Annotated in this window: 20 protein-coding genes; 10 read left to right on the plus strand and 10 right to left on the minus strand. The window is 41.5% G+C overall.

Features of this window, described 5'->3' with window-relative positions; genetic code table 11:
- Positions 1-307 precede the first annotated feature (307 nt).
- Positions 308-1,003, minus strand: coding sequence for a 16S rRNA pseudouridine(516) synthase RsuA (gene rsuA, locus IQQ51_RS23485; RefSeq protein ID WP_017060380.1), 696 nt, complete (start codon positions 1,001-1,003; stop codon positions 308-310).
- A gap of 97 nt (positions 1,004-1,100) precedes the next feature.
- Here rsuA and IQQ51_RS23490 point away from each other — a divergent pair, with 97 nt between their 5' ends.
- The 4 genes from IQQ51_RS23490 (at position 1,101) to IQQ51_RS23505 (ending at position 5,611) form a co-directional block, all read left to right on the plus strand.
- Complete coding sequence (locus IQQ51_RS23490; RefSeq protein WP_052878159.1) at positions 1,101-2,843, plus strand: DEAD/DEAH box helicase; 1,743 nt, start codon at positions 1,101-1,103, stop codon at positions 2,841-2,843.
- 180 nt (positions 2,844-3,023) lie between these two features.
- Complete coding sequence (locus IQQ51_RS23495; protein ID WP_017066076.1) at positions 3,024-3,422, plus strand: PepSY domain-containing protein; 399 nt, start codon at positions 3,024-3,026, stop codon at positions 3,420-3,422.
- A 78-nt stretch (positions 3,423-3,500) separates the two neighbouring features.
- Entirely contained in the window at positions 3,501-4,160 is a 660-nt protein-coding gene (locus tag IQQ51_RS23500; protein WP_017060377.1) for a response regulator transcription factor, read from the plus strand.
- A gap of 104 nt (positions 4,161-4,264) precedes the next feature.
- Entirely contained in the window at positions 4,265-5,611 is a 1,347-nt protein-coding gene (locus IQQ51_RS23505) for an ATP-binding protein (protein ID WP_017060376.1), read from the plus strand.
- A gap of 95 nt (positions 5,612-5,706) precedes the next feature.
- On the opposite strand, the gene IQQ51_RS23510 is transcribed toward IQQ51_RS23505, so the two are convergent.
- From IQQ51_RS23510 to IQQ51_RS23520, 3 genes are all read right to left on the minus strand, one after another.
- Positions 5,707-6,087, minus strand: coding sequence for a VOC family protein (locus IQQ51_RS23510; protein WP_193842245.1), 381 nt, complete (start codon positions 6,085-6,087; stop codon positions 5,707-5,709).
- Positions 6,088-6,308: 221 nt separating this feature from the next.
- The gene (locus IQQ51_RS23515; protein ID WP_193842246.1) at positions 6,309-7,628 is read right to left on the minus strand and encodes an LssY C-terminal domain-containing protein; all 1,320 of its coding nucleotides are present in this window, start codon (positions 7,626-7,628) and stop codon (positions 6,309-6,311) included.
- A gap of 14 nt (positions 7,629-7,642) precedes the next feature.
- On the minus strand, positions 7,643-8,371 hold the full coding sequence (locus IQQ51_RS23520) for a glycosyltransferase family 2 protein (protein WP_017079049.1): 729 nt from the start codon (positions 8,369-8,371) through the stop codon (positions 7,643-7,645).
- A 366-nt stretch (positions 8,372-8,737) separates the two neighbouring features.
- On the opposite strand from IQQ51_RS23520, the gene rplY reads away from it, so the two are divergent.
- On the plus strand, positions 8,738-9,016 hold the full coding sequence (rplY, locus tag IQQ51_RS23525; protein WP_017060373.1) for a 50S ribosomal protein L25: 279 nt from the start codon (positions 8,738-8,740) through the stop codon (positions 9,014-9,016).
- Between the two features lie 344 nt (positions 9,017-9,360).
- On the opposite strand, the gene IQQ51_RS23530 is transcribed toward rplY, so the two are convergent.
- Complete coding sequence (locus tag IQQ51_RS23530) at positions 9,361-10,404, minus strand: hypothetical protein (RefSeq protein ID WP_193842247.1); 1,044 nt, start codon at positions 10,402-10,404, stop codon at positions 9,361-9,363.
- 244 nt (positions 10,405-10,648) lie between these two features.
- Between IQQ51_RS23530 and IQQ51_RS23535 the strand changes: the two genes are divergently transcribed.
- The 4 genes from IQQ51_RS23535 to IQQ51_RS23550 all read left to right on the plus strand — a co-directional run bounded on the left by IQQ51_RS23535 (position 10,649) and on the right by IQQ51_RS23550 (position 14,033).
- Positions 10,649-11,167 (plus strand): hypothetical protein, encoded by a 519-nt coding sequence (locus IQQ51_RS23535; RefSeq protein WP_193842248.1) that lies wholly within the window; start codon positions 10,649-10,651, stop codon positions 11,165-11,167.
- Between the two features lie 210 nt (positions 11,168-11,377).
- A complete protein-coding gene (locus IQQ51_RS27975) occupies positions 11,378-11,647 on the plus strand; it encodes an exodeoxyribonuclease VII large subunit (protein WP_228013198.1) in 270 nt (89 codons plus the stop codon).
- Between the two features lie 159 nt (positions 11,648-11,806).
- The gene (locus IQQ51_RS23545) at positions 11,807-12,046 is read left to right on the plus strand and encodes an exodeoxyribonuclease VII large subunit (RefSeq protein ID WP_193842250.1); all 240 of its coding nucleotides are present in this window, start codon (positions 11,807-11,809) and stop codon (positions 12,044-12,046) included.
- 133 nt (positions 12,047-12,179) lie between these two features.
- Entirely contained in the window at positions 12,180-14,033 is a 1,854-nt protein-coding gene (locus IQQ51_RS23550) for a nuclease-related domain-containing DEAD/DEAH box helicase (RefSeq protein WP_193842251.1), read from the plus strand.
- Positions 14,034-14,171: 138 nt separating this feature from the next.
- On the opposite strand, the gene IQQ51_RS23555 is transcribed toward IQQ51_RS23550, so the two are convergent.
- The 3 genes from IQQ51_RS23555 to IQQ51_RS23565 all read right to left on the minus strand — a co-directional run bounded on the left by IQQ51_RS23555 (position 14,172) and on the right by IQQ51_RS23565 (position 17,326).
- Positions 14,172-14,735 (minus strand): hypothetical protein, encoded by a 564-nt coding sequence (locus tag IQQ51_RS23555; protein WP_193842252.1) that lies wholly within the window; start codon positions 14,733-14,735, stop codon positions 14,172-14,174.
- 675 nt (positions 14,736-15,410) lie between these two features.
- Positions 15,411-16,544 (minus strand): hypothetical protein, encoded by a 1,134-nt coding sequence (locus IQQ51_RS23560; RefSeq protein WP_228013193.1) that lies wholly within the window; start codon positions 16,542-16,544, stop codon positions 15,411-15,413.
- A gap of 242 nt (positions 16,545-16,786) precedes the next feature.
- Complete coding sequence (locus tag IQQ51_RS23565; protein WP_193842254.1) at positions 16,787-17,326, minus strand: hypothetical protein; 540 nt, start codon at positions 17,324-17,326, stop codon at positions 16,787-16,789.
- Positions 17,327-17,755: 429 nt separating this feature from the next.
- On the opposite strand from IQQ51_RS23565, the gene IQQ51_RS23570 reads away from it, so the two are divergent.
- Entirely contained in the window at positions 17,756-18,157 is a 402-nt protein-coding gene (locus IQQ51_RS23570) for a hypothetical protein (RefSeq protein WP_193842255.1), read from the plus strand.
- A gap of 298 nt (positions 18,158-18,455) precedes the next feature.
- Here the strand turns inward: IQQ51_RS23570 and IQQ51_RS23575 are convergent, their stop codons facing one another.
- Positions 18,456-18,884, minus strand: a complete 429-nt coding sequence (locus IQQ51_RS23575) for a hypothetical protein (RefSeq protein ID WP_193842256.1) — start codon at positions 18,882-18,884, stop codon at positions 18,456-18,458.
- Between the two features lie 315 nt (positions 18,885-19,199).
- Positions 19,200-20,720, minus strand: coding sequence for a tetratricopeptide repeat protein (locus tag IQQ51_RS23580; protein WP_193842257.1), 1,521 nt, complete (start codon positions 20,718-20,720; stop codon positions 19,200-19,202).
- Positions 20,721-20,882 lie beyond the last annotated feature (162 nt).

A 20,882-nucleotide genomic window follows, 5' to 3' on the forward strand; every position in this document is an offset into this window, starting at 1 on the left:
ATACATATCAATGGCTAGCGGAGTAAGTGCACCAATCGCACCTAGAATCAAAAACAGCACTAAGCCTAATTGAGGTGCTTCTGGTTGGGAGCTTGGGCTCTGTGAGATCGATGTCTGCATGGTTCTCCGAATGTTCAACTGATAGAGCTAGGGACTAGCGTGAGTACGCGAGTCAAAGATTGGCTGAGACTTTCCTAGTACCAGCCGACGCTATCCATGGTCGGCTTTACAACGAAAGGGCTATTTCCAGCAAAAGTTGTTTCTTGCTAAGAACAATTTCTTGTTAAGAGCAACTTCTAGCTAAGGACTACTTCCAGATTGAATCGACTTCTTCTTGCGTTAGGTAACGGTATTCACCTAACTCTAAAGATTCGTCCATCTCAATTTCGCCAATACGTTCACGGTGTAGTGCTTCTACCTTGTTACCAAGTGCCGCAAACATACGTTTAACTTGGTGGTATTTGCCTTCGTGAATCGTTAGCAGCACTTCACGCTCTGCACGAACTTCTAGGTGTGCAGGAAGTGTTAGGCCATCTTCGCTCTTAAGTTGGATGCCCTCTTTGAATTTTTCAACGTAATCGTCTTCAACAGGTTCAACCAACCACACACGGTACGTCTTCTCGCACTTGTGCTTTGGCGAAGTGATACGGTGAGACCACTTACCATCGTCGGTAATCAACACAAGACCTGTTGTATCAATATCTAGACGGCCAGCAAAGTGCAGCTTATCCATTTTGATTTCATCAAGTAATTCAAACGCGATACGATTTGCGCCATCTTCATGCGAACAAACAAAGCCTTCTGGCTTATAAAGCATGATGTAACGTGGGCCGTGAACATTCAGTTCATTGCCTTGCCATTCCACAACGCACTCTTCAGTTACCTTGAGTGAACCGCTTTTTTGAATGACATCATTTACTGTCACTGCCTTGGATTTTAATAAGTGTGTTGCTTCTCTTCGAGTGACGCCTAATGCATCGCACAGAAATTTATCTAAACGCATGAATACCTCAACTAATCTAAGTCGGGTATTATAGTCACCTTTGCTCAATTAGTTGAGCTATTTCACACTATTTGTTTTCCTTCTTACAAGACGCGATATGTATACACTCCGCCCGTACCAAGCTGATTCTGTAAAATCAGTGATTCATTACTTCAGAAAACACCAAACTCCGGCTGTTCTCGTGCTTCCGACAGGTGCAGGGAAAAGCCTTGTGATTGCAGAGCTGGCAAGGCTTGCGAAAGGTCGAGTGTTGGTACTTGCTCACGTAAAAGAGTTGGTTGAACAGAACCATGAAAAGTATGAAGGTTATGGGCTGAAAGGCTCAATTTTCTCTGCAGGTTTAGGACGCAAAGAAACCGACCAGCAAGTCGTGTTTGCTTCGGTGCAATCTGTGGTGCGAAATCTCGATTCATTCTCTAACCAATTTTCACTCTTGGTTATCGACGAATGCCACCGTGTTCCCGATGAAAAGACCAGTAGTTATCAGAAAGTGATCACTCACTTGCGCGAGAATAATTCGGGCATCAAGGTGCTTGGATTAACAGCGACCCCATATCGTCTTGGGATGGGTTGGATTTATCAATACCACACTCGCGGTCAAGTGCGTTCAGATGAGCCACGTTTCTTCCGCGACTGTATTTTTGAGCTGCCGATTCGTTACCTGCTCGACGAAGGCTTCTTAACTCCTGCACGTATGATCGATGCACCCGTGTTGAGCTACGACTTCTCCCAGTTAAAGCCCGCGAGCACTGGCCGCTACAAAGAAGCAGAACTCGACATGGTGATCGAGCAATCGAAACGAGCGACCCCGCAGATTGTCGACCAGATTATTCATCTAGCCCAAGACAAACTAGGTATCATGGTATTCGCTGCCACTGTTCGACACGCGCAAGAGATCCTCGGCTTATTGCCAGAAGGTGAAGCTTCAATTGTGATTGGCGATACGCCGACACTAGAACGCGACCAAATTATCAGCGACTTCAAAGAACGTAAAATCAAGTTCTTGGTTAACGTATCTGTATTAACCACAGGCTTTGATGCGCCACATGTCGATTTAATCGCGATTTTGCGCCCGACAGAATCCATCAGTTTGTATCAACAAATCGTAGGCCGTGGCTTACGCCTATCCCCAGGTAAGAAAGAGTGTTTAGTGCTCGACTATGCGGGCAACAGTTACGACCTTTACCAACCAGAGGTCGGCGGCCCTAAACCCGATTCAGACAGTGAAATCATCACCATCCCTTGCCCGGCGTGCGGCTTCAATAACAACTTTTGGGGCAAGCTAGACAGCAACGGCTTCTTGCTTGAACACTTTGGTCGTAAATGCCAAGGCTACTTTACCGATGAAGACACGGGCGAACGCGAACACTGCAACTATCGTTTCCGAGCGAAATATTGCGGTGAATGTGGTGCGGACAACGACATTGCCGCGCGCATTTGCCATGAGTGCGATGCAACCTTAGTCGACCCAGACAAAAAGCTGAAAGAAGCACTGAATCTAAAAGATGCCTTGGTATTTGAATGTTTAGAAATGGACCTCAACGTGCTTAAAGACGAGAAAGGTAAATCACAACTTAAGGTCACCTATCGCGGGGAAAACCAAGCGCAAGTGCATGAGTTTTGGTCATTAACCACCAAAAAGCAGAAACAGAACTTCAAAGACCAGTTTGTTCGCCCTCACCTTGCAGACAGACATCGCCCTTTTGAAGAAGCCTCACCGACGAAAGTGGTTGCTCACCAACATAGATTCCGCCCACCTCAATTCGTGATTGCACGTAAAGTCGGACGCTTTTGGAAAATGAGAGACAAGATATTCGAAGACGAACTACAGCAGCGTTAAGGTTAAGAATAAAGGTAAGTCTTACGTTCTTAACACTCGACAATTAGTCTTATGTATTAAAGCCTGCGCCATTTAAGCGTTAAGTTTTTCGGTATCAAATTCTCATTATTAATCAGGTTCACTTTCTGTTCAGAATTACTTTTTTATACTGAACGCTATCAACCTTCTCTAGGATTCGCTATGTTTAGTAAAGCTATGATTTCTTTGTTTTCTATAAGCTTAGGCTTATTTGTTTCTGCTGGCGCATGGGCTGACTCACATCATAATGGTCATGAATTAGTGCAGGACGTTCATAAAGCAGGAACCAGCATCGAATTTGAAGAAGATCAAGACGAAGTCTACGAAGCCGTACGAGAAGGCTACATTCGCCCTTTCTCAGAAATGTATGCCGCGGTTGAAAACGATCTTCATGGCAGAATCATTAAAGTAGAACTAGAAGAAGATGACGACATTTGGGTGTATGAACTAAAAATCAATTACCAAAACAACATCATCAAAGTCGAATACAACGCTGAGACGTTAGAAATGCTTATGATCAAAGGCCGCAACTTTAAAGACGCAATTAAGCACGGCGACTAGTTACGTACGACTAAGAGCTAAGCACAACGAATAATTAAGCACGACGAACAGTCATTACAAGAATTAAGAAGAACAATTATGAAAATTTTAGTCGTTGAAGACGAGCCTCGTTTGGGCCAACAAATTATTGAAACACTTGAGGGAGCCGACTGGGTTCCAGAGCTTTCTCAAGATGGTATCGACGCACTCTACCGTGCAACGTCAGAAGAATGGGACGCGATTGTCCTCGATTTAGGTTTACCTAAGCTTGACGGCCTAACGGTATTAAAAGGCATTCGAGACGAAAATATCAACACACCTGTGATTATCTTAAGTGCTCGTGACACACTAACTCAACGTGTTGAGGGCTTGAACGCGGGTGCTGATGACTACCTAACTAAGCCATTTGAGATGGTCGAACTGATTGCCCGTATCCGTGCTCAACTGCGCCGCGCATCAGGCAGTGCTGCACCAATACTTCAAATCGGCGACCTAAGCCTAGACACACGCAGTTCTAAAGTGTTGTGGCAAGGTCAAGCAGTTAGCCTCACGGCGCTGGAATATAAAGTTGTCGCGTACTTCATGCATAACCAAAACAAAGTTATCTCGCGCACTGAGTTGGTTGAGCATATCTACAAGCAAGACTTCGACCGTGACTCAAACACGGTTGAGGTGTTCATTGGTCGTATTCGCAAAAAAATCGCTCCAAAGATCATCAAAACCGTTCGTGGCCTTGGCTACCAACTGAATGCCGAATAACTCAATCGTCAATCACGCCAAGAGTAACCATCAATTAAGTGGATAGCCTGTTCTGATCATCGCAATACGATAAGTCACGATGAGCAAAGGCAGGCTGGAAATGCATGAATCTAAAGAAACGAACACTTAAAAACATCAGTCTAAAAAGCCGTTTGCTCCTTGCTGCGGCTTTTTGGCTAGGTGCGATGATATTAGCGGCTGGTGTCGGGATTCCGAAGCTGGTTAACGACTACCTCGTCGATGACATGAAGCAGCAGCTTGGCTTAACCATGGATGAGTTAACCGCCAATATCGAAACCAATGACAGTGGTAACCTGATCATGGCAGAGCGTCTATCGGATCCTCGGTTCAACCAGCCCTACAGTGGTATTTATTGGCGCGCCGCTACCCAAGAGCAAATCATTCGATCTCGCTCACTATGGGATAAAGACCTCACCATCAAGCGTTCGCCAATTCACACATCAGTCAAAGGGCCTGAGAAAGAAAAGCTGATTTACATCGAGCAAGATATCTACCTGCCTGAACTGAGCGACCCTGTCACGATCACCATTGGTATTGACGAAGATCCGCTAGAATCCACACTTACCGAACTAACTGGCCAAGTCTGGTTGATCCTAATGCTGCTGTTTGTTGGCGTGTTGATGTTGATCGGTATTCAAGTCAGTTGGTCGTTATTACCGCTCAGCAAGATGCAACGCGAACTGGTAATGCTAAGAAACGGCGAGCAACAAGGGTTAAGCGATAACTACCCGAAAGAGGTTTCTCCATTAGTCTCGGATCTCAATGCCCTGCTCTTCCACTATCAAGAGCTATTAGAGCGAGCTCGTAACCACGCGGGTAACTTATCTCATGCGTTGAAAACACCGCTTTCAGTTCTGAAAAATGAGATTGAGCGACTTCCAGAGGATGACAAGGCACTGCTACAACAGCCCATTCATCAGATTCAAAGCCAAATCGATTATCACCTTGGCCGCGCTCGTATGGCAGGTGCAATGAACATTCTTTCGGTGAAGTCTTCACCTTGTGAGCGTGTTGAAGCTATCTCAATGGCGTTTGATAAAGTCTACGCAGCCAACGAAGTCACCATAATTAACGAGCTAGACTCTGAGATTGAAGTGGCGGTAGAAAAAACCGATCTTGATGAAATGGTCGGCAACCTACTCGAGAACAGTTACAAATGGGCTGGCAGCATTATTCGCGTCCATGCAAATGAACTCGACGATGGCAACATAGAGTTGGTGATTGAAGATGATGGCCAAGGCATTCCTGAAGAGAAGCTTGAGCAAGTGACCAAACGTGGCGTTCGACTTGATGAAACCACACCAGGAACAGGCTTAGGGCTTAATATCGTGAATGAAATGGCACACAGCTACCGAGGCAGCCTAACGCTCAGCAAGAGTTCAATGGGCGGATTAAAAGCCTCTCTGGTGCTTAAAGTAAGTAAAGGCTGAACAAGCTAAGAACAGTTAAACAACAATAAGCCCTAACGTAATGCTAGGGCTTAGTTTTATCTCGGTTCAACGGAAAACTGCTCACTTCAACATAATTACCCCATCGAATGTAGCCCAATCATGTTGCCTTCTGTATCGCTAACTACACTAATAAAACCATGCTCACCAATGTCCATTTTTGGCACTTGTAACGTGCCGCCATTGACCGAAGCCAAGCTTGCTTCTGTCGCACAGTCTTCACAAGAGAAATAAACCATGGTGCTGTTGCCTCCCGCTTTTACATCGGACATCTTACATAAAGCACCGGTGGCACCATAACTCTCCATCTCGCAAGGGAATACCCACATCTCAACATCGATTCCGGTTTCATTGTTCAACTTTTCCAGCGTCACTTTAAATACTGACTCATAGAAAGCTTTTGCTCTCGACATATCATCAACATAAATTTCAAACCAACCAATCGGATTCATTTGCATAACGTTGTCCTTTGCTTTCGCCGCTTACTCGCCCTTAATGAGCATAGTCAAAGTAGAACAAGTTATAGCTGAGACATTGCGTAAGAGAAGGTGATGTTTGGATAAACATGGCAAGCAGATAGTTCAAAGCCTTGTTTGATTGAGGGTTCAAACAAGGCTTGAGTTTGTTGATATCTAAGAAAAACCAGAGCACTACGAAGAAAGGTTTCGTTGATTCGACCTTATATATTACTCTGAATATCGTTCACTGCGACATCTAAAGTTTGTGAATTATCACTAAGGGTCGTTGCTCCAATCATTAATACCCGGCCATCAGTGTAATAGTCATGATCTTCATTGATCACTTCCACCGTTGCCAATGGGTACTTGTCTAACTCGATGTCTGGTAGTGACGTTCGTATCTGATTAGCGAGCCGATCTCGCTCTTCATCAACATTAGGGTCAATGTTATGAAGTACGGTCACAATGCCTGAGTAAGGCGTGACTTTAAGGCCATCATCATAGCTAATTGCGCCTAACCACTGAGGCTGGTTAGTTTTAATATCGACACCTGCGCGCCACCAGCGAATATGGCTGCGCTTCATCAAATTACCCGGCAATTGAAACGCCATATCTTGCGGCTTGTCTCGCCAATATAAATCAGACACTGGCGGCGTCTTGTCTCTAAGCAATGCGAGATAGCCAGCCCATTCAATCTCATTTCGAGAGAAGGTTTGATTCTCTATCCAGCCTAATTGCTTCATTAAATCTCTTGGAGTTGCTCCAACATAAATTACGTTGATCGCTTGTGCCGAGTAGAACGAAGATTTGCCAGGGAACGCTTTATAGGTAACCGAATTCCAGTCGACTTTGTCAATTTGAGCCGTCTCTTGTTGATCCTGAAAGTCATCCGCTTTCCAAAAAAAGTGTGCGTAGTTCGCAAACAATGCCCACGCTAACAACAGCGCACTCGACTTAAGTACCAAGCGTTGCCACTTCATTCGGTAACCGATAATGGTGAAGACCAATACCGCGAATACCCCGACGATCAAACTATTATGCTCAGAGATAAATATCTTAAGGCTATTAAGCCACGGAAAGTTTTCAACGCCGTGCGCCAGCAACATACCCCAAGCAATGAACTGCCCTCCACCAAGGGCCAAGCCGAACAACGCCAACACACTGAAATTGCGCCACGGTACACGATGCGAACCCGCTATAAATGGCACTACCCAAGCGATAGGCCCTAATAAGCGAGCAAAAAGAATGATGTATGTACCTTTACGAGCAACCAAATAGCGGCAGCGCGCAATTAGTCTCTTGGTTTTAGGGCGAAACTTAATAAGCCTTCGTTGCGCCTTAGCACCGTATCTATAACCAATGAAATAACTGAGTTGGTCGCCAAGCAAACCACCTAGCATTACCAAAACCAACGCCATCCATGCACCTGAATACAGTTGAAAGCCCGCTGCGATAAAAAAGGGCTCTCCCGGTACAAATAGGTTTGGGCCAATGAGAGCATCACCCAATGCTCCCAGAAAAAGCCCTAGTCCATCAAACATAACAACCTCAATGCTTACTGTTCTTTGTAGTGACCAAACTTGTAGTTCATCTCGTTGTTACGCATTTCGCCTTTAAAGAAACGTCTTACATTGGCTTTAAGATAAGTAGAGCCTGTCTTCACAACGCCATCTTGGTCTAAACGACGTGGGTCAAAACCAAAAGTCATATTTAGGAATCTAAATCGCCATGTTTTGCTCGCACGTTTTACGTAGTCACAGTCTTCACACAGTACGATCTCTTCATCGAAACCGCCTATCTCATCATGCGCTCGTTTAGTCGAGAAAATACATGCGCCAATCGCCGTCGGGAAAAAGAACTGAGTAGTAAACAAGCCTGCGTTAAATAGCCCGTAACCAAACTTGTGTACAAGCGGCAAACCTTTCGAGCTCATGTACACACCCGCCACTTCAAGCTTCTTCTCTTCTAGTTCATAAAGCGCTTTCGCAAGGAAGTTTCGAGGCAAGCTCACGTCAGCATCTAAGAAAAGGATTCTGTTGTATTGCGCCAATGACGCACCTGTGTTTCGGCCAAGGCTCACACCACGGTTTTCCATATGATGAACTGTTAATTTTGGCAAAGCGTTTTCATAAGCTTGTGCCACTTCTCTGGTGTTGTCTTCACTGTTCGAGTCGACAACAATCACTTCAAACTCTTGGTGGGTTTGCACGCTCAACTCTTCCATTAAGCGGCTAATGCGTTTCTCTTCGTTTAGCGTAATTACGACAATGCTTACCGGTTCCATATTTTCACCTATCATTCTGCTGTTTAATTAACACTAAGATTAACGAACTAAGCCTTAACCAAGTCTTAGGCAAACATTCATTTTCCGTTCATTAACTTGATGATTTAGCGGTGATATAAATAGATAAGAATGGCGATGTAAAAGAGGCTAAAATGCGCTAAACAAGCGTTAGCGAACGTTTTATCTCCAAACGAACCCATTATCGAAGGAAATTCACTTTGAGATGGGCTTCTGACTTGCTCATATTGGAATGTGATGTTAGTATCCGCGCTCGCTTAAGCATGAACTTTTATGTTTAAGCATTACCACACACTCAAGGTCGCATTGAGGTGTGAAGTTAATTTTTACTAATTTGAGAGTAAAACTATGAAATTTGAAGCAGTAGTACGTACTGAACTAGGTAAAGGTGCGAGCCGCCGCCTACGTCACGCTGGTAAATTCCCAGCTGTAATCTACGGTGGCGAAGCTGAAGCTGTAGCTATCGAACTTGTTCACGCTGACGTGATCAACCAAATGGATAAGCCTGAATTCTACGAAGCAATCACTCTATTGATTGACGGCGCAGAAGTTAAGGTTAAGCCACAAGACGTTCAACGTCACGCGTTCAAGCCAAAAGTTGAGCACATGGACTTCATCCGTATCTAATTCCCTACCAAGGAATAAGATTGGATTAATCCAGCCTTCTGCATAGAAAAGATAATCGATCTTACCAGTCGAGAAATCTAGAAATTCGAAACCCCGATGCTACCAACATCGGGGTTTCACCGTTTCTGAGCCCTCAAAAACGTCGTAAATCTCGCGCAATACACTGAAAAAAATCAACTTTCCCCTTCCCCACTTTATCCCAATCTTGCTTGGGTGGACGAAAGGTGGACTTATACAGTAGTTTTTCTTAACTAAGATGTTAGCGTGATTTTAACAAACTTCAATCTTGGATCTCGATAAATTGCCACCTATTGCACCTCTTTCGAATTAGTTTTTGACGAGGTTTATTTCAACCCTAACTGTATAAAAGTTTCCGATACTAATTGAGTTAACCTATCAAATGATTCTTTCTGCTTCGGGTTCATTTTTCCACCAAATAAGCGAAATAACATAGGGCAATGACTTTTATATACTTGGAGTTCCTTTGCAATTAGAGGAAGGTATTTTTGAAGAGTCGCAGAAATATGTGCATCATATTTTCTAACCTCTAGTAATTGCGTTCTAGCATTAGGGAGCATTCCCTGGAGCCTTTCTGCCTCCGAAAGCAGTTTATTCTTTTGCTCTTTGACTTCTTCTACCTTTTTATAAGCATTCTTAGTCACAAAATACATCATTGGGGCTGCAATAATTCCTCCCAATACCCAAAAGCCTCCGGCCATACCTGCTCCACCCGCAGCTAAAGAACCTCCCCCAAACCAAGCAAGTGTCGCATTTGTTGCCGCAACACCAGACAGTGATGAGATAGCAGTTCCTGTAGATGCTGCACCGACAATCGAGACTACCCCCCACGCACCGAGAGCAACAGTTCCCCCAACAAGTCCACCAAAACCAACATTCATCGATGTATCGAACCCGACTTGAAATTTCTCATACTGATTTAACTTTAAGTTTTTAGTTTCATATGCAGTAGAATTGAACACTTTTCTAACTGGCCTTAAAGACTCATTGAGCCCCTTTAGACTATTTCCAATAGACTCTAGACTTTCCTTAGTCCTATCTTCAATATTCTTTAAGCTATGTATCATAGGTTCATATATCGCCTCATGAACATCAGAATAGTGCTTATTTTGTAACTCCAATGAGTATGATCCCCCCAACGACAGCGCAGCTCCAATCAGCTTCCCTGTATTCTTAAAAATCCCTCTCTTAGTTTCATTTGAAACAAAAAAAAGATCCTCAAAGACCTCATCAAGAAACTCAAAAGATCTATTGGCTACATCAAAAAGGTTTTGATTATCCTTTTCAATCATTGCTTTATAAGCCAAAACAGAGTTTTGGGTCTTTTTAAAGTTCTTTGAGAAAAGGTCTCGCTCGGATTTATGTATCATAAAGAGCTGCTCTAGATTAGATGAAAATCTTTTGAACTCATCAAGTTAAGAGTAAGTTGAACTTGACTTATATATCATCAAGCTCAGCTACATCTGAGTGTTGTGGGTTACTAAGTTTTCACTACATATGGTTAGAATAGTTGTTACTCAGATCGAGTAAGGTATATCAACTTATAAATAAAGTTGCATTTTACTTTCAGAACAAAATTCTGTATAGAATTTTATTAAACATATTGAGGTGTGTATGTTCGGATTTTTTAAAAGAAGTAAAAGACAAAGAGATTTTGGTTCAGAGATGGCTATTACCGGCTTAGAAAACATTTCTGACGCTATTGATAAGAACTCAATAGAGCTTGAACCTGGAAGAATGTTTGATGATGTGTATAGCCACTTTGATAAGCCGGACGGGGTTCCTAGAGTTACTTATGTCATGTTTAGCCCTAGCATTAAAAATGAAGTCATAGCTCGTTGCGCCATCATTCTAGAACGCAGTATTGACGGGGTTGGTGTTTGGTCGATTGACTGGGCTGTGAAAGATAGTTATAGAGGTCAGGGGTTTGGAACTGCAATCGCTACGAAAGCTTCACTTGAATTTACTAATGGCATGAAGCCTCAAATACAAAACGGTTTCTACTTTGAAGCTATAGTCTCGAAAAATAATCTCGCCTCGAATCAAATAGCCTCAAAATTATTAGGCAATGTCAAAACCATTACTAACCCGGAAACTAAAGAAATTGTTAATAACTATATGACAAAGCTCTAACCCGATTTTTTGGAAATATACACAATTCGATATGCATTACAATGCTTATTAATGACGCAATACTCAATGCAGTATTTGTTAGTGCTTCATACTTTCATAGCAAAGAGTATGATACATGTTAACTGAAGTTAACCATAAATAATGAGTCCTCTCTTATGCAGATCATTCATTGTTTTGTTAGTGATAATTGCTTCGAGATGGTGATAAATGATGACGAGTATAGAGCCAGTAAGATCAAATAGAGGAAGCAATAGTGACTTAAGCCACTTCACTCTAGCTGAATTAATGCACCTGGTAGGTGTAGTAATTCGCCGTGAGCTCGACCAGCGTTACTGGTTCACCTGCGATATTGACGATCTAAAGCGCAACAGTGCCGGACACATGTACATGACTCTTGGACATAAAAATGAAGGAGGACAAAAATCTTCGGTCAAAGCGATAATTTGGAACAACGATATAGACCTAGCAAATAGGCTTTAAAATCAAACAGATATAAATTTTACAAGAAACATAACTGTACTATTTCAGGGGCAAGTCACGTTCAGCTCACAATATGGTTTGTCCATAAAGATTTTGGATATAAACCCAACTTTCAGTATTGGGCAACATGAACTAAAGGTTCGTCGGATTCGAGAGGAATTGCAAACTCAAGGTTATAGTCAAAACAATCGTTCATTACCTCAACCTAAAGACTTTACCCGTGTTGCTGTTATAGCCCCTTCGAGTGCGGCAGGCTTACACGATTTTAAGAAAAAAGCTGACCTTTTAGAAAAACATCACTTATGCCAGTTCGACTATTTTCCTGCAATGTTTCAAGGTGAACGTAGAATCGACACTATAAGCGCAGCATTCGCAGAATATCTGGCTGATATTTCTTAACGAATATATCTAATTACCTAAAATTTTTCTGTATGGCATTCTTAAAAGAGTTAAAATAACACAATACCCAGACTAGGAGTAAGGTTTACTGTGTAACCTTACCCAACATTTATATCAAGTTGATTCATCGTTTATGACACGTTTTGTATCTCCACCTACATCTGCATTCAATACTCTTCGCCAACCTTTAACTGCTGGTGAACGTAAAGTTTTTGATTTCTTTGACACACATTTACCTGAAGATTGGGAAATCTATATTCAACCTCACCTAAATGGTCTAAGACCAGACTTCGTATTGCTTAATCCTAAAGTAGGCATAGCTGTCTTTGAGGTAAAAGACTGGGATTTTAATGCTATGTCATATTCGATTGATGAGAATGGCTCGTCAATTCCAAAGCTGATAGCAACCAAAGATGGAAAAACTTTCTCGAAACAACATGACAATCCGATAGAACAGGTTTATCAATATAAACAGGAACTATTCAATTTGTATTGTCCTAGGTTACAACAAGGAGCTGGGTTTTCCGTTATTACTGCCGGAACCATCTTCCCCTTTGCAGATGATTCTTACACCCAAAAACTATTTTCACCTTGCCTTGAATTTCGTGGGATGAGCCGTTATCCACAGTACAATCCGATTTCAGGGCGAAATGCATTAGAAAGAGGGGACCTTTTTTCAGTATTCCCCGAAGCTCAGCGTGTTTATTCAAATCAAATGGGGCCCGAATTATATAAGGATATTAAGAATTGGCTTATTGAGCCCGACTTTTCTGAAACTCAGCGTAAACCTATTGAACTGGACAAAACACAACTCTCATTTGTTACTAGCAGAACTAAATCTGGCTATAGACGTATACGAGGTGCAGCGGGTTCAGGAAAGTCATTAGTCTTAGCCGCTCGTGCTGCAGAGCTGTTGGGGCAAAACAAACAGGTCTTGGTTGTTACTTTTAACATCACATTACTGCATTATTTAATGGACATTGCTGTTCGATGGCCTCAAGCAGGAGGGAAAACCCGCTCAGATATCACTTGGCTAAACTTTCACTATTGGTGTAAGCGCGTTTGCATTGAAAATGGTTATACAGATGAATACGACAACCTGTGGAAAGTGGGAGCTCCCAAAAAAGTGCTCGAAACCCTGCTTCCAGAACTTGTTGATAAAATAATTGATCTATCTATCGATGGACTAACTTCAAAATATGATGCCGTTTTAGTTGATGAAGGCCAAGACTTTCTTCCCAATTGGTGGTCAGTATTACGAAAAGTATGTAAGCCTGATGGTGAAATGTTACTTGTAGCGGATGCAACTCAAGATATTTATGAAACCGCCAGTTCTTGGACTGATGAAGCGATGACAGGTGCTGGCTTTAGCGGTAGCTGGGCTGAACTCGATGTAAGTTATAGACTACCCAAAATAGCTATGGATAAGGCAGCAGACTTTGCAAAACGTTTTTTACCAAAAGAATTAGTAAATATACCTAAGACTAATCAACTATCTATGGAGCTGGAGCCTTGCGAACTTAGGTGGATACATGTCAATGGTAATAACGCAGAAGATATCTGTTGCTCTGAACTGTTAAGACTTTCAACAACAGGGTCCCCAGAAACCCTTGCAATTGCTGACACAACGTTTTTATGTGGCACTAGAGCACTTGGTCTTGAAGTTGTAAAAAGGCTTGGAAATAAAGGGGTTCGTGTTCTTCATACTTATAATCCGGATGACAATGAATCAAGACGCCAAAAGGTAGGTTTTTACATGGGGGATGCTCGGATTAAAGCAACAACGATTCATAGTTTCAAAGGCTGGGAATCTCGTGCTTTAGTTATATATATTGGCAGCTCTTTAGACCCCAAAGCTCTTGCATTGCTTTATACGGGCTTAACCCGAATTAAGCGTCACCCTAATGGAAGTTGTCTAACCGTAATATCTAATTCAAAAGAGCTTCTTGAATACGGGAAGTCATGGCCTACGTTTCAACAACGTTAGGTTATAGCACCTCCGGTATCTCGGCAGAAGTTGTTTATATACGCATGGCTAAATATTGGAAATCTAACGTTAGCAAGGGAACCAACCTTTAGAAGTGCTTTTAAAAGTTCGTCCCTGCATAGTAACCTAATGAAAATATTATTTCGGTTGATCGGCTTTCTGCTGTTTCTCAAGATCTTTCTTGCGTGACTCCAATTGAGCAAACTTCATAGCATTCAGAAGGCCGTCAGTTTCAAATGTCACTCGAATATCAAAAGTCATTGCTACATTACCCAGATAATCAAAGATAACTGCCGTTGTGATGTGTTGGTTGTGAACACTAAAGTAATCTTCTAAAGAAAAAGAAAGTCGTCCACCTAAGCACGATACATTACTCTTAACCCATTGCCCATTTACGTTAACAGCCCCGTTTCCTGACGGAAGATCCCAGCTGTTGCAAAAGTGCTCACCAGGTCCAGTTGATATCCACATGCTTGTACCGTATGGACCAATACTGGCCCAATTGAGGAACATCAATCCAAATTTCTCATTCTCAGCATGAACTGTGTCATAAACATTCCAATAATTACCTGGGCTAGCGGAGTATCCGTAATCACCTATCATTGGTTGAATACCCTCAAGAAAGTGGGCTGGTTTAGTCTGTTTAGTTGTTTGGCAACCTGCGAGTAATAGTAGCGTGACGATGGTGAGAATTAGCTTCATTTCTATATAATGTTGAATTATTTGCGGAATATTATACAGATACTACATGTCCACTCACCAGAATATAGCTCTGTAAATTGGTAAAATGTCATGCTTTATGTTGGAAGCTTAACCGTAATATAAACCCAATTAATGTTTATGAAAGTATCATTTGTAGTTTGCCCCTTTCAGACACTATTACTATCTATGTGCTTACACTTTGCAAAATGATGGCACCTAACTTTTAGGCTACAAAGAAACGTATTGTTAGATATTTAACACTTAATAACGACAAACTGAACTACGTACGTAGATGCACTTTTACCCATATCTACAGCATGCATAGGTTCATGCTGTAGTCATAAATAGTAAAGGTTAGAAAATAAACGTGTGGGATTGACGTCGACAGCTGATCTTCCATGGAGGTGAAAAATAAAGCCAGACCGCATTGTCCTGTATCGTGAGTACGGTTACGATTACACAGGGAGCTAATTTACTAAAGCTATCAGACAAAAGTTGATTGAACGTAAGAGCGGAAATTTGTAATTTTTGACGATAAGGGTGATGTAAGTACTAAAGGGAGATGTAAAACAGTAAAGATAAGTTTCTAAACCTGCCCCACGTTTTGTAAGTGACTTGCCACATTTGAACTAGGAAGGTTGTCAATGCACCTTCTCCCTTTGTCTACAGTAACTATTATCGACGCCAGCGATTAATTTCCATACCGTGTAAGCCATAAGTACCATTGCGAAATTTCGATTGTGGCTCTCCAAATGGCTTACGCTCTGGCGTTTCCGGGTTATTCTTCAGATAGCCTATGATTTCATTATCGGTGATCATATCTTCCTTTAGAGCCTCAAGAACACTACTCGTCGTACTGTCTCTTACGATGGATTCGCAGTAGCACTTTTCGAATGTTATGTGACATTTTTCTTGGCCACTTCGATTTAGTTTCGACAACAACCGTTTTGCAATGGGATGAAGTTGTTCAAGGCCCCCTCCCAGTTCAGAATTCAAGATAACAGAAAGTAGATTATCCCGTGAATATTTGCGGTTTAGACTCAAATCTATACCTAGACACTTATTGAGCAGAGCCTCGCTTTTCTCAAAGTCGATATGATAAATCATGGCTCCACACGCTTTCTTGTCTCGTTTAACAGGCAAAATGGTTGCAAGATTTTGAGGGAAGCTACCTACCTTATTAAATACGCATAAAAATACTGTCAGATCGCTATTAACACAAATATCTGAAATACAAATAGCAGCAATAAGTAACCTTAGCTTATCAAATTTATCTTGCAGCGTATGAGAACTGACATGAAGTATCTTACCTGAAAGTTTTATTTTCCCTTTTGCCAAATGATGCGCGAAGTATTCTTCTTCACTGACAAACATTCCTTTGTATCTAGCCTTGCCCAATCTATTTAAAGCAAGTATGGCTTGGGCTATTACCTGTGCTGTAGGATTATCAACGGTCTCATACCTTTTAAGCACACCGTTTGGGTATACTAAATCATTGAGAACGTGGAACTCCTCAAGACATAACAACCCTTTCTGGTAAGCGACATTTACAACAGATGCTGACAATTTTTGGTACTTCGCTCTAGGTCCGTTCAAAGCTATTTGAGTAGGGTACAAATATGCGCTGAGGACATCTTGAAGATAGTCTTTGAAATTCAAAACCTGTGAATATTGAGAAAGTATCTCTTCAACAGTTTTTTTTCTCTGAGCCTTTAAAATAACGCCTTTTGAATGTTTTTTTCCACAAACTGGACATTGAAGCGACGGTTCAATTTGTATGTTGTTGCATTTCTTACACTTCAAACTCATAACGATTCTACTCACTATAGTCATATGCCAAACCTACCGAATGAACAGTCGACCTTTCAAAATCACAATGAAATTTTTGATTTCCAAGAAAATCATCTCTATACGATCTAGCCAAACGTCTCAGATATGAATGATTTTTTGACTATCGGGAGCTTTTCCACCACATCGACAGACTACTTCTAAAGTAATAACTGAACTCATATTAAGATTGGATTGGACCTGGTTTTTTATGGGATAGAATACTATTTAGGGCTAACTTTCCCTCCTTGTTGCATCGAAGAATAACCGTGTTTATTCATCAATCTGAACTGCTCGAGTTTAGCTGTCCCTGAGGAAATACAAGGTATTACAGGCTCAAAAACTGTCACTTTTATGGTTTTATTCTTAATTGCAACTATGACCAATTTTTCAAACTCTTTGGAGTTTAATTCGCTATGGAAATTTCTCCTATGCTGCTCAAATCCTGTTTGGGTAAGCTTTCTTCCACATATAGGGCATGTCGTCCTAAAACTAATCACACTTTTACTTTTGTTTTTGCTAGTTTGTTTAGTTGACGACTTTCTTTCTGCCCTCCTCTTTAATCGCATTGTTCCAAGTATTTTATTAACTTTCTTGGGGTTTATCGGAGTTACTACTCTTCCTGAATGAAACGATTCTTGTAGCTCACCCGCACCAGTACACCTACCGACCAATATTTTGTTGGGCTTTGTTTGTTTTATCTTACGGTAGATTTTATTTTCATACCGAAAGTAGCGACCATTGGTTAAATCAAGTAACTGCATTCAGGCTCCAAAGAGAACATCGTTAATCCAACAGAAAACGTAAATTACTGTTTTATTGTAAGTTTGCTATCAACTTAGACAACAGCATATCAATTAAAAAAGAAAATCCTTACCAGTTTACGCCTAGTTGAATTAAAAACTAACAAACCATTGTCCCTGTGCGCTTGACCATTAATATTCGATGACCATATGTTGGCTTTTCATGTATACAACGCGTTGGCTATTAAAAATGAAGCCGTCAAAATCTCTATCTTGGATTAGAGGCTTAAAGAATGCATACCAGTATCTCGATGCTACTCAACGGGATCAATACTCATGGCTAGCTAGAGCCGATCAAACTTATGTATTCTCGGCAGAAATAGATCACATCCCCCCAGAGAAGAACAAATACAGCCACAAAGCAGGTACTTTTTTAAAAGAGTCCCAGCAATGACTAAAGAACTTGGTTGTGAACCTTTAAGCATCAGTCACTCAAAAGAGTTCTTTAATACTGAAGTGAACAATATTCAAAATGATGTAACGGAGCGAAACTTATGCGCTAGGTTGTCTATGATTTTAGAACCCAAGGCTAAAGCTGCTGGGTTCCTAAATTACTTTGCTGGTGCTGAGTACAACCGTAACCGAGGCAAGGTCAAAACTATCCTTGACGACGACTCTGTTGAAATATCAATAACCTGTGACTTGATTTTACACAGTCGAGGCAAACTAAAAGAACAAGATAACTTGATTGCACTGGAAATGACGAAGTCAAATCGTCCCGACAGTGAGGAAGTAAGTGACTGCAATCGTCTAAAAATTATGACCAAACCGAATTACGACAGTGTTTTGTGACCTCGGGGAACTTTGATAGTCGCCACGTGTGTGGATATAAATTAGGTTATTTCCTATGGTTAGACTCCAAAAATCGACAATACCGTATTCGTGAATTTTCGGGTGGTCATGAAGTTAATGAGTTTTATGGTAGCTTTTAGTTTAGCTTATAAAAAGACACTTTAAGAACGATTCATCATGCTTGGCATTTTTTCTTCTACTTCAATTTTAGTGTTTATGGCACAATACTTTGAGTTAGGTGGTAGCGTTGCACACCTCTTAATTGGGGGTTAGGCATCACTCGAGGCTATGTCGCGAACTAACTATTTCTCATTTCGCCTACCCAACCGTAAATTTCAGCTTCACTGTTGTCGGTTGGGCGATTCGGCTCCTTAATTTGGCCGTTAACTAGTGTATATGTATAAACATCAGCACAATCGCATTCCCATTCGACACAATAAGTAGTGTCTCCGATTTGATGGTAAACGTGAACTGTTGCACCTTCGACAGTGCATTTATAGTAATCGTTAGGGTCAACAATTTCTTCGGGGCGCTTAAAGTCGCTATCAATTTCCAATTCAATCTTGAAGTCGCCTAAAACAATGCCAATTGAAGCGTTTTCTGGTCTATAAGCTTTATCTATATCCGAGCGAATGCTTGGGTATTCAAGGCTGTCATTTGTTACCCAGCTACCGGGTAACAAACCTAACAATTCAATTAGGAAGTCGACTCGTTCAGTAAAATTCATATAAACTCCAGATGATAAGATAGGCATGCTTATAGTATGTCATCCATATTTACGATATGCCTAACAAGCATTTAAGGTTTCAAGATGCTTTTTCTAATCTGACGCAAACACCTTAGAGTATGTGGTCTAACAATGTTTCGTCCAAATACGTGTTATGCCGCCATGCTAAGGGATAAAAGCGAGTTTGCAATTGCGAATTGTATATGAATGAACCGTACGGCTTGTTTGCTAACATGAAGAGCTTATTCTCAGAGTAATGGTCTAAAATAACCATACTTTGACTTGTAAGCCTCGCTAATATTGCCACCACGAGCTCTATTTGTTATCTCTGTAAAATTCCCAAACAAGTTGATCAAGTTCTTCAAGTTCACCTTCCGCTAAATCATGTTCTAGTAGTGATGCTTTTTTAAACCATTGTTTAGCTTTAATGTAGTCGACAGATACGCCATATCCATTTTTATGCGCCCAACCTAATTCAAATGTTGCATCGGGATGTTTGGCTTCTGCGGCCTTACGATACCAATCAATAGCAATAAGTGACCTTTCTTGCGTATTCTCTAGTTTGTACATATAGCAGTCACCTAATAGGTACATTGAATCCGTGTGGCTTTTTTTTGCAGCGATTTCTAACCACCTAACGGCTGTTTTTATATTTGTTTTAGTATCTTCAGGTAAAGTGCTAAAGTAGATGCCGAGTTCATAAGCTGCCTCTGTATGATTTTTCTCTCCTGCATTATGCAACCAAGTTAAGCCTTCTTTTAACGTCGATTTGTCCCTAAGTAGTTGCCGCCCTACGTCATACATTGCTCCGACAGAACCACCAGAAGCTGCGCAGAGTAAATACCGCCTAGACTTCTTGGGAGCTTCTTGAGCTATTTGACGAGAATACTCATAGAGAATCTGAGGGTCTCCACTTTTAACCGCAACTTTTAATAATTGCTTATACACTGAAGCTTGTTCATTGATGCTATAGTTATCGAATAATTGAACTGCGTTGCAAGCGGATGGAATATGACCTCTTAATCCCGCAAACTGGTACCATTCTTTAGCGGGGCCAAATTTAGTGCGTCCCGATTCGTATCCAATCTTGTCATCAAGCCTTAGCGCCAAGTCATAAGCTGAATCAATATCCTCGTACTTTGACGCAAGTCGATGAAACAATCGATTGGCTTCTAGGTCATCCTTTTCGCAACCAATGCCCTCTGCATAACATTTTGCCATTCCTTTGAGGCCGTTGTGGTTTCCTTTTTCTACCGAAGACTTGAACCAAGAGAACGCTTGGGATTGATATAGATATTGTTTTGAAGCGAGCAATTCCCACGCTTTCTTAAGGCAGAAATCAGCACTCCCATATTTTTGCTGAATTCTAGCGACTGCCTTACTGGTTTCGGGAGGTAGCTTGTCGAACATATTTACAATTGCTGACAACTCTGAAAAGTTGTTTTCATTGAATGATCCAATTGCTTCATCTAACCAGATAAGTGCTGCAACTCTGGAGCGCAATACACCATCACCTTCCAAGTAACAGATAGCAATGCCAATGAAGTCATCTTCTAGCCAACAAGCAGAGGCCTCATGCCCCGCAGCAGCTAGAACTTTTATTTGTGCATAGATTTCGTCGACAACTTCACTACTGTTGCTTTGATTGAAAGTATTCACAAGCAATTCAAATGCAGCACCTTGTATACCGAACTCAGATGCTTTCAATAGGTATTTATCCGCAAGCTGAGAATTTGATGGGACTCCTAGTCCCTGAGACAAAATGTGGGACAAGTAGTAATAGGCTTGATACTCTCCCAGCTCGCCTGCTTGCATACAAAACGCAAATGCTTTCATTTGTTCGTTTAAATTGTCACTTTCAAAGCAGTTGACTCCAAGCTCGAGTAATTGGCGTGTAGTGTGCATAATTTTTATAGTCGAGGAAACCTAGAGGTTAGAAGTAGAAAGCAAACGGGTGTAAACCATCGTAATGTTATCTCAAATTATTGCTTACCATTC

Origin of the sequence: Vibrio sp. OPT18 (genome assembly GCF_015163615.1) — a bacterium.
GTDB lineage: Bacteria > Pseudomonadota > Gammaproteobacteria > Enterobacterales > Vibrionaceae > Vibrio > Vibrio coralliirubri.